The organism is uncultured Thiodictyon sp. (assembly GCF_903946935.1).
Lineage (GTDB): Bacteria > Pseudomonadota > Gammaproteobacteria > Chromatiales > Chromatiaceae > Thiodictyon.
This window is the reverse complement of record NZ_CAJAXH010000141.1, coordinates 80,849-91,355: the sequence shown is the minus strand read 5'-3', so window position 1 is coordinate 91,355 and position 10,507 is coordinate 80,849. Positions and strand designations below refer to the sequence as shown.

The window sequence follows — 10,507 nt, the reverse complement described above, 5'->3', positions numbered from 1 at the left end:
GCTTGTGCCGAATGAGATTGGATCTTATTTGCGCGGTTCGACCGCTACCAAACGCTTCAAAATGCATGAACCGCTCGCCGATGCCCGGGCGGCGAAGAATGGGATTCGTGATGAAAGGCGAGTTTTCTGCCAGGCACTAGGATAGGAGACAAATTCAGCCGCGAGCCAGCATCTTGGGCGTAGCATACGCGAGTAGGGGGTCGACCTTGATGAGTGGTGCTGGGATGTGTGGTGCTGGGCATGAAGAGCGTCCGTCGGCAATCCCAGAGCCACTGACGGCGGGGTCGTTGCTCGCGCGGATTGGGACGCTCGGCCTGCCGGCGACCCTGCTTTCATGGGTGTCCGTGGTGGCCTTGCTGTGCGTCCTGGTGACGGTGCAACACAGCGCCGCCCTGCGCTTGCATTACACACTGCGCCTCGTGCCGCCGTGGCTGGTCGCGCTTGGCGCAACCGCGCTGGCCTGGGTGATCGTGGCCGCGGGCCGCCGGCGCCCGGGGCCTCTGTGGCCACGGCTGTGGGCGCTGACCCTGGCGGCTGGAACCTCGGCGATCGCGGGGGCGGCCCTGGTGCGTCCGGCCTGGCTGCCGACGCCCCAAGTGGATGCCGCAGTCATCGCCGCCCTGGCCGGTGTGTTGGCACTGGCGCCGCGCCTGGTCCGCATCCATCCCGACAGCAACTGGACGGGGCGCGTCGCACCACTGAGTCTGCTGGTTACCCTGTGCCTGATCCTGCCGCTGGCGCTGTTAGGGCGTGCCGGGCCGGACGCGACCGCGGTCGACTCGGCCATTGCGGCTCCCAGTGAAGCGGAGTTTGCCTTCAGGAGCGCCACCGACTTCGACTGGTCGCGCCTGGACCGGCAGCGGCCCCAGGCCCAGCAACTGCTCGCCAGGCTCCGCGCCCCGCCGCCGCCCCTGCCGACAGACCCCGCACTCCGGGCCAGTAGTGCCGCGGCCGGCGGCCGCGCGGACGCGGCGCTGGCCGAGGTCCGCATCGTCTATGCGGCGCGCGGCGGCGAGCGCGCGGAGCACGCGCCGCCCACCGAAAATCGGATCGCGCTCCCAGCGCAACTTTCACGGTAACGGCCATGGCGCCCGCACCACCTCGCAAGATGAAAGTGGCGGGCGCCTTGGCCGTTCCCCCACCCCGCCCTCCCCCACGAGGGGGGAGGGAGGATTGGAGCGCGCTCCCGGCGCAACTTTCACGGTAAACTTGTGGGCCTACCCGCGCGTGCGCGCCATCTCTCATCACTGGGGAACGTCCAACATGAACCCGCTGCGTCACGTGCTCTTAGCCCTCTGCGGGATGGTTGCCTACGCGATCGCCGGCGGCCCCGCCGCCGCCGAGAGTTATTCGTTCGGGGTCTTATCGCAACGCAGTGCGGTGCTGACGGCACAATACTGGAATCCCATTCTGGATTACGTCAAGGGCCAGACCGGAATCGAGCTGCTGCTCAAGGTGGCCCGCACGGCGCCCGAGTCGAACGACGCCACGCAACGCGGCGAATATGATTTCGTCTATTCCAATACCATCTTTCAGTCAAAGATGGCCGCCGCGAATTACCAGGTCATCCTGCGGCCCCGCGGCGATGGGATTACCGGACAAATCGTCACGCTCACCGACTCGCCGATCCAGGGGCTCAAGGACCTGGCGGGCAAGGAAGTGGGATTTCCCTCGCTCGCCGCCTTTGTCGGCTATGCCGTACCCATGGATCAATTATTGCGACAGGGCATTGAGGTCATCCCGGTCTTCGGCGGCAATCAGGAGGGCATCATGGGGCAACTCAAGGCCGGCCGGGTGATCGCCGCAGGCGTCAATAGCCAAGTGATGAAGGCCTTTGGCAACCGCGAAGGACTCAGCTACCGCGTGCTGTGGCAATCGGTCGCCTATAATAATCTGCCGATCGCCGTGCATCCCCGGATACCCCAGACCGTGGCGGATGCCGTCAAGCGGGCGATCGACGGGATGGATAGCAATCCGCAGGGTGTACGGGTGCTGAAGATGACGGCCGAGATCATCGGCCAGAAGGCGCCCAATGGCTTTCAGGCCTCCGGCCCGGAGGATTATAGCAACTATGTCGAGTTCTACCGCAATACCCGAGTCACCGATATCCAGTAGGACCAGACCGCCGTGCAACACCTGTGGGGCAGGCTGCCCTTCATCGGTCGGCTGCTGGTAACCGCCAGTACGGCACTCATAGTGGCCGGCACCGCGATGGTGTTCGTCAGCGCTCGACAGGAGGCCGCCGAGATTCGCGCCGATCTCCGGGTTGAACTCGGCAAAGAACTCGACACCCTGCCGGCGGCCCTGGCAGAAACCGTCGTGGTCGGCGATTTTTCCACCTTGCAACAAACGCTTGACCATTATTGCGCGCGCCCGCTGATCGTCTCGGCACAGTTCACCGATAGCTCGGGCATCGCCCTGGCCAGCAACCCCCCACAGCACGGCTCACAGGCCCCCGGCTGGTTTCTTGCGCTGTTCGACTTTTCCGATGTGGCAGGCCGGGCGCCAGTCGTGGTCGGGGGCCGCCGCTACGGCGATCTACGGCTGGTGCTGTCGGCGCAGCGCCGGTCCGAACGGGCGTGGGGCCATCTCAAGAATCACATGGCCATTCTGCTGCTGGCGGTGCTGGTCGATTTCATCGGCATCTGGCTGGTGCTGCGCTCCAGCCTGTCACCCCTAAAGCAATTGGAGGACGGGGCGCGGGCACTCGCCGCTGGCCGACTCGATGTCGAACTCGCACCGACGGGAAGTCCGGAGCTGCGCAGCGTCATCGTGTCATTCAATCGCATGGTCGAGGCCCTGCGTACCAGTATCACTGAACGTAAGGTCCACGAGGCCGCCCTGATCGAGGCCAAGCTCGCCGCCGAAAACGCCAATAGCGCGAAGAGCCGTTTCCTCGCCACCATGAGCCACGAGATTCGCACGCCCATGAATGGTATTCTGGGCATGGCGCAACTGCTCCGGCAGGCGCAGGTCGGTGCCGCGGAGCGCATCGACTATGTCTCGACGATCCTCGATTGCGGCGCAACGCTGTTGAGACTGCTCAACGATATTCTCGACTTATCAAAGGTCGAAGCCGGCCGGCTCGAGCTCGAATCGGCCTCATTCGCACCGGCGCTGGTACTCGACGAGATCCGGTCCCTATTCGGTGCGGCAGCGCGCGCGAAACACCTGCAACTCGACATCGACTGGTCTGGGCCGGCGCGGCAGCGCTATGCGGGGGATGTCCACCGGCTGCGCCAGATGCTCTCGAACCTTGTCGGCAACGCCATCAAGTTCACCCACCAGGGTCAGATTCGCATCGCCGCGGCTGAAACGGGGCGCGATGGCAACACGGCCCTGCTTGAATTTGCCGTCAGCGACACCGGTATCGGTATTCCCAAAGAGCAGCAGTCGCAGCTTTTCAAGCCATTCTCCCAGGCCGACAGTTCGATCACCCGGCAATACAGCGGGAGCGGTCTGGGGCTGTCGATCGTCCGGACCTTGGCCCAACTGATGGGCGGTGACGTCGGCGTCGAGAGCGAACCCGGCGTGGGTTCACGTTTCCTGTTCCGTATTCCGGCCAATTTGGTTATTGAAGAGCAAGACCCCACACCAGCGCTCGCCCCCAGTCAAGCCGCGCCCGCCCCCCTGGCCGATCTGAGCAGCGCACTGGTCTTGGTGGTCGAGGACAATTTCATGAACCGCAAGGTCGTTTCCAAGCTCTTGGGAAAGCTCGGGGTGAGCGTCGTGATCGCGGAAGACGGCCAGCAGGCGGTCGCCGCGATCATGGCTGGGCCATCGCCGCAACTGATCTTGATGGATGTGCAGATGCCGGTGATGGATGGTTACACGGCCACCGCGCGCATTAGGCAATGGGAACAGCAGCACCAACAGCCGCGCGCACCCATTGTCGCGCTCACGGCGAACGCCTTTGAAGAGGATTCGCAGCGCTGTCTGAATGCCGGCATGGATGATTTTCTGGCCAAGCCGATCTCATTCGAGGCACTGCAGTACACGCTGGGGCGCTGGTTGAATCGGTCATGAAGCGGACGCCGCCACGATGAAGGTCCCTCACCGCCCGCCGGACCCGTCCGACGCAGACCTCGACGACGACTGGGGCGAACTCCGTGAGGACCCCGGCGAGGCGCAGTTTCAACTCGGCGATCTGGTGTCCCCGCCCGAGCGCTTGACCGCCCCGCCCCGCGGCGTTGCGGCACCGCCCCAGCCGTTCGACCCGGCCCACAGGGTCACGCGCACCGCCGCCCCGCACCCTGGCGGTTGGGGGGAACAGACTAAGGCCGGCGCCTTTTTCGACACCCAGCCCGCGCCCTTCGCGCACTATCGCGGCGTCCAGCAGCTCGGCATCATCGGCGGCAAGGGGGTCGGCAAGAGCTATTTGTTCCAGGCCATGGTCTACCGGGTGCAGCACGCGCGCACCGCCGGCGCCCTATCGTATTTTCTGGACAGCGCCGGGGTCGAACTGGTGACGACCCGCTCGCCCGATGTGCCGGCCCGCACCGTTAATTTGCAGCGCTTCAATGGGGACTATGAACGCTGGACGCGACTCGGCAGCACGCTCGCCACGCACCAACCCTGGTATCGCCTGGCCCTACCCTATCGGACCGGGCTGCTGGGGCGCAGCCGATCCGCGCTGGAGGTGGAGTTTTTCGACGGTTCAGGGGAGCAGTTCTTCGAGCCCAGGGATCCAAACAATCGCGCGCTGTGGGAACAGGCCTATCGGGCGGCCACGGTCATGGTCTTCTGTCTGCCGTTGTGGGCGGTGTTTCCGGGTACCGAGCTGTCGAGCGCCGACTGGCGCGAGCGCGAGAGCATCCTGGAGTCCTTCCATGCGGTGGTGCAGAACTACAAGGACATGCGCCGCCAGTTGGGGTTGCGCCAACCGGTACGCAGCCTGCTTGCCCTGACCATGGCCGATGACCGCCGCGGCGGCTTGACGCGGCTGCGCGACACCTGGATCGGTGGCTACCTCCAGCAGCACCAGGCGTTCCTGATGCAGACCCGCACCGGCCGGGGTATCGCCCGCTATCTTGCCAATGCGCGGCGGGTCTCTGAGGTCCTGCGCGCTGAATTCGCGGCGGCCCCCTCCCCCGGGATCGCCGGCATCCCGGACCTGCTGCGCCTCGGCGCCGGCCGCCCCTGGCTGATTGCGCTCAGCGCCATCCATGGCGAGGCCCTGGATCAACTGGAGCTGGCGTACCCCAACCCCGACGAGCGCCCCCCGCGTCTGCCCCCGATACCGGCGCATGTGGAACTGCCGCTGCTGGTGGCGCTGTGTGAACGCGCCAATGCGCTGATGTGACGCCCTGGCCGTACTTGCCCACGGCGCCGGCCCGATTGTCCTAGACCCGGGAATTTGCTCACGCCAAGACGCCAAGCCCGCGAAGACATTCAGCCTAGAAAGCGCAGTTCTCACGCCAAGGCGCCAAGCTCGCCAAGGGTTTTCAATGCGTTATCGCCGCTTGGCGACTCACCCGTCGGGTGATTCGGATGCTAGCCACAGGCTCTTGATTTTTCTTGGCGTCTTGGCGTCTTGGCGTCTTGGCGTGACCGATTGCCGGATTTTGGTGCAACGGTCACTCCGCGGGGTCGATGAGGTCGCCGACGGCCTCGAGCAGGCCACCCAGGGTTGCCTCCAGACGCTCGATCAGCGGCTCGAGCGCCGCACGCGGGCGGCCCTCCCGCAGCGCCAACTCCAACTCGAGCGCCTGGGCCTGGACCGCGGTGGCGCCCAGGGTGGCCGCCGCACCCTTGAGTCCGTGGGCGAGGCGTTGGGCGCCTGGGGGATCGTCGGCCGCCAGCCGTTCACGCACGCGGGCCGGGGTGTCGCGGCTGCTGTCGACGAAGAGCCGCAGCATCCGCACGAGCCGCTCGGCCCGACCGGCGACATTGCGCAAGCCGAGCGCGGTGTCGAGTCCGGGGATGGCGGCGAGTCGTTCGAGCAGCGCCGCGGTTGGCGCCGCATCCCCGAGCGCCGACCCGGCGTCCGGCTGCACCGGTGTACTCGCCGCCGGGCCGCCGCCGCGCGGCAGCCATTGCACCAGCGTGGCAAACAGCACCGCGGGTTCGACCGGCTTACCCACATGGTCATTCATCCCCGCCGCGAGGCAGCGGGCGCGGTCCTCGCCAAAGGCGTTGGCGGTCAGGGCCAGGATGGGGATGGTGGCGTAGCCGGGGAGCAAACGGATCAGGCGGGTCGCCGCCAACCCGTCGACGACCGGCATCTGCATGTCCATCAGGATCAGGTCATAGTGGGTGTCGCGCGCCAGGGCCAGGGCCTGCGCCCCGTCGGCGGCCAGATCCGCCTGGAGGCCCACCCCGCGCAGCAGATCTAGCGCGACCTCCTGATTGATTGGATTGTCCTCGGCCAGCAGCACCCGCGCGCCCGCATGGTCCCGACGTAGGACCAACTCCGGCGCGTCGGCGGCGTCCGGCACCCCCGCCGCGGGCGTTGGAGATGGCGCGGCGGTACACCGCCCAAATCGCGCGGTAAACCAGAAGGTGCTGCCGACCCCGGGTTCGCTCTCCACCCCCACGGTGCCGCCCATGAGTTCGGCCAGGCGGCGGTTGATGGCGAGCCCGAGCCCGGTCCCACCGTGGCGGCGGGTGGTCGAGGCGTCCAACTGCTCGAAGGCGTCGAACAACCGCCCCTGGTCCGCCGCCGCGATCCCGATGCCGGTATCGCGCACCGCCAAGCGCAACAGGCGGGTGTCCGCCCCCTCCTCGCGCACGCTCGCCTCCAGGGCGATGGTCCCCTGCTCGGTGAACTTGATGGCATTGACCAGATAGTTCAGCAGCAGTTGGGTGAGTCGGGTGGGATCGCCGCGCAACCCCGGCGACGCCGCCAGGGCGGGGGGCAGATGCAGTGCCAGCGTCAGGCCCTTGGCGCGCACCTGATCGGCGACTAGGGTGCAGGCACGCCCCAACACCGACCCCAGGTCGAAGTCGCAGTCCTCCAACTCCAGCTTGCCCGCCTCGATCTTCGATAAGTCTAGGATGTCGTTGAGCACCGCGAGCAAGTGGTTGGCCGCCGTGGTGATCTTGTCGAGCTTATCCTGCTGGTCCGGGTCCCGGGCGTCCTGCCGCAGCAGGTGGGCAAAGCCGACGATGGCATTCATCGGGGTGCGGATCTCATGGCTCATATTGGCCAGGAAGAGCGTCTTGACCTGGGCCAGGCGCTCGGCCACCACCCGTGCCTCGGTGAGACGCCCGATCAGGTCCAGATTGGCGAGCCCCATCGCCACCGCGTGCGCCAGGGCCTGCGCCAGCCCCAACTCCTGTGCGCTGGTCCAATGGGGCGCTGACCAATAACAAGCGACCGCCCCCACCGGGCTGGTGCGCCCGATGGGCACCAGACACAGACCCCGGACCTGCGCCCCGGGGTGCAACTCCCGCGGGGTTCGCGGGTCCGCGGTGATATCGGCCAGGGTCAGCGGTTCGGCCTGACGCATCACCCAACCGGCGGCGCTATCCGCCAAGGGGAAGCGCGGACCCTGCCAGACGGTGCCGCCCGCGGCCGGGTCCAGATAGTCGCAGGCATCGCCGTCGCGCAGGACCAGGGCCGCGCCATCGGCCCCGATCAGCTCGCGGGCCGCGCGACCGACGATCGCGGCCAGGGCGTCGCGATCCCGCACCCCGCCAATCCCTTCGACGGCGCCGGCCAACCGGCGCAACCGTTCCTCCAGGCGGCGGCGCTCGGCGATGTCGCTGCGCAGTTGCTCCTCGGTGGCGCGCAGGGCCGCGGTGCGTGCGGCGACCGTCTCCTCCAATCCGGCGCGGGACTCGGCCAGGGCGTGGGCGCGCTCCAGATTGTCGAGGGCGTAGGACAGGTCCCGCGCCATCTCCTCCAGCAGGCCCATGACCTCCGCGTCGAAATAGCCCGACTCCGGGGCCCCGACCTCCAGCACCCCGACCGGCTGCCCACCGCGGTACAGCGGCAGGCAGGCGACGGCATCCGCCGTGCGACCCGCCGTGTCGTCGCGCGGTCGCTCGGCGCCCCACGCATTGCTCACCAACGCATGGCCAGCCGCCAGCACCGCCACCGCCAGGGTCGTCCCCGGCGGCGGCGTCCGGTCCAGGGGGAACTCCAGGGCGCGCCAGGCCGGCGCCTGCTCGCCCGCGGCCGCGACGGGGAGCAGGCGGTTGCGCTCAGGGTCCACCAGGCCGATCCACACCAGCCCGAAGCCCGCGAGCCGCCGCCCGATATCGCACACCTGCCGGAACAGGTCGGTCGCGTCCGCGGTGCGCATGATCGCCTGGTTGGTATCGCTCAGGGTCTGATAGAGGCGTGACAGGCGCGCGCTGCGCTCCTCCGCCGCCTTGCGTACACTGATGTCGAGCAGGGTGCCGGCCGCGCGCCCGGGCTGGCCCGCGGCGTCCCAGTCGAAACCCCGCCCGTGGTCGAGCACCCAGATCCAGTGGCCGGCGCGGTGGCGCAGCCGGTATTCGATCTCGAAGTCTTCCCGGGCGTGTGAGCGGATCGCCGCACTCAGCCGCTCGACCGCCGGGCGATCCGCCGGGTGGATACGCCCCCACCACCCCTGTTCGGTGAGCTCGAGTTCGCCGGGGGTATAGCCCAGGAGCTGCGCATAGCCGTCGTTGACACGCACCGCCCCGGTGCGCAGGTCCGCGTCATAGAGCCCCAGGTTGGCCCCCTGCACCGCCAGGTCGAGCCGCTCCTGGGCCTGGTGCAGGGCCGTCTGCGCCGCCCGCAGGTCGGTGAGGTCGTCGAAGGTGACGACCACCTGCCAGGGTGTTTCCTCTCCCGGGCGAAATTGCGGCCGGGCATGGACCACCAGCCAGCGGTAGGCGTCCTGCGCTGGATTGAAGATCCCCATGAGCGTGCCCGGCACCTCCTGCCCGGTGCGTAGTGCCACCATGGCGGGGTGTTCCGGACCTGGGAAGTCGGAGCCATCCTCATGGATGGCGTGCCAGCGCGGATCGATGGATTGGCGGCCCTGCAATTGATCCAGGTTCAACCCCAGGATGCGCTGGGCGGCGGGATTGGCGGCGGTGATGCCGACCTCCAGCCCCTGATAGGCGACCCCCTGGGGCATGGTCTCGAACAGGGTACGATAGCGCGCCTCGCTCGCGCTCATGGCCGACTCGGCGCGCCGGGCGCGGCGCACCGCCAGCGCGAGCACCAGCACCGCCGCCAACAGGATTGCCAGCACCGCCAGCGCGCCCTCTACCAGACCCCGGTGTTGGCTGTAGAAGGTGACCGGGCGGTTGACGATGCGACTGTGCGGGGGCAAGGCCGAGTCGGCAATCCCGAAACGGCGCAACTGCGCGTCGTCGAACTCGGGGTAGGAGCGATTGCTTGCCACCGGGATCGCCGCCGGGTCCGCCCCGGCCAACACCCGCCGGGCCAGGGCTGCCGCCTGGGCGCCATGCACACGCGCGTCGAGCAGCAGGCCGCCGACGATGCCATAACCCAGGCGGCTGGCGTTGATCCCATAGACCGGGACCGGACTGGCGGCGGCGATCAGGCGGGTACTCTCGGCCCGCGAAAAGACCCGGCCAGCGGCGTCGGTCACATAGCTCAAAATCAGGACCAGGCGGTCCGGTGGCAAGGCGGCCAGTTGCCGCGCCAGCTCCGCAAAGGGCACGTCCGGCGAAAAGTCCACCGCGACGCGGTTCTTAAAGCGCGGCAGGATCGCCTCTAGGTCGCGTCGCATGGCCCGCCCGGTGGCGGTGTCGTCATCGACCACCAGCACCCGTCGGGTGCGCGGATGCAGGCGCAGGGCCAGTTCCAGGGTCCCGGCAAGGTCCTCGACCTCCGCCACCCCGGTCGTGGCGGGGCGCTCGCGCAGGAACTCCGGGCGAAAGCCGTTGATGCCGGCGAAGACTACGGGGACGCCGGGAAAGAGCGCAGAGGGATAGGTGCGCAGCAGGTCGAGTGCCGGATTGTCGAGCGCGACCACCAAACTTACCGGCCGGTCGCGGTATTTATGCGCCAGGGTGTCTTTGAGGAAACGGAGGTAGTCAGGGTCGGAAAAGCGCTTGGTATCCAAATACTCCACCGCCGGCACCCCGGTCGGGTCGGCGCCCCGCAGGCCATCGAGCAGGCCGGCGAGTTCATCGTCGCTCCAGGCGTCGCCCGGGTGGTAGGAGACCAGGATCACCACCGACGCAGTGGCGGGCGCCGCAAGGTCGACCTCGGGCAAGGCCGTGTCGGCCCCCTGGACCGGGACACAGTAGAGCCCGCAGATCAGTCCGAAGACCAGTCCGAAGATCCCGCTGAAACAGCACCCCGCCGCCCGTCGCCATACCACTGTCCCGCCTCCCCGGGGTCTGATGCCCGCACCCAAGTCGTTGTCTGTCGGGTGTCCTAGTATGGCAGATGCGGCCCCCCGGAGAAGCCCCCGTCGGTCACCGTTGCGGGGCCATGCACCTATCCCAAATAGAGCCCATTGATACACCGCTGGATGACGCGCGGCAGTGTTGCAGTGCACAATAGGGGGAGCGGCCCGGGGTATCACCGTGAAGACCCCGGAGCCCCCGGGCC

Annotated in this window: 5 protein-coding genes; 4 read left to right on the top strand and 1 reads right to left on the bottom strand. The window is 67.9% G+C overall.

Features of this window, described 5'->3' with window-relative positions:
- Positions 1–287: 287 nt before the first annotated feature.
- The 4 genes from QZX93_RS12735 to QZX93_RS12720 all read left to right on the top strand — a co-directional run bounded on the left by QZX93_RS12735 (position 288) and on the right by QZX93_RS12720 (position 5,302).
- On the top strand, positions 288–1,079 hold the full coding sequence (locus QZX93_RS12735; protein ID WP_295388196.1) for a hypothetical protein: 792 nt from the start codon (positions 288–290) through the stop codon (positions 1,077–1,079).
- A gap of 184 nt (positions 1,080–1,263) precedes the next feature.
- Entirely contained in the window at positions 1,264–2,115 is an 852-nt protein-coding gene (locus QZX93_RS12730; RefSeq protein WP_295388190.1) for a phosphate/phosphite/phosphonate ABC transporter substrate-binding protein, read from the top strand.
- Positions 2,116–2,127: 12 nt separating this feature from the next.
- Positions 2,128–4,026 carry an ATP-binding protein gene (locus QZX93_RS12725; RefSeq protein ID WP_295388187.1) on the top strand — a complete coding sequence of 633 codons (1,899 nt, stop codon included), beginning with the start codon at positions 2,128–2,130 and terminating at the stop codon, positions 4,024–4,026.
- 16 nt (positions 4,027–4,042) lie between these two features.
- Complete coding sequence (locus QZX93_RS12720; protein ID WP_295388183.1) at positions 4,043–5,302, top strand: hypothetical protein; 1,260 nt, start codon at positions 4,043–4,045, stop codon at positions 5,300–5,302.
- Between the two features lie 274 nt (positions 5,303–5,576).
- On the opposite strand, the gene QZX93_RS12715 is transcribed toward QZX93_RS12720, so the two are convergent.
- Positions 5,577–10,274, bottom strand: coding sequence for an ATP-binding protein (locus QZX93_RS12715; RefSeq protein ID WP_295388179.1), 4,698 nt, complete (start codon positions 10,272–10,274; stop codon positions 5,577–5,579).
- Positions 10,275–10,507: the final 233 nt, after the last annotated feature.

Excerpts from the sequence above, each read along its gene's own strand:
- QZX93_RS12720 (WP_295388183.1), top strand. The coding sequence starts at position 4,043 with ATGAAGGTCCCTCACCGCCCGCCGGACCCGTCCGACGCAGACCTCGAC.
- QZX93_RS12730 (WP_295388190.1), top strand. The coding sequence starts at position 1,264 with ATGAACCCGCTGCGTCACGTGCTCTTAGCCCTCTGCGGGATGGTTGCC.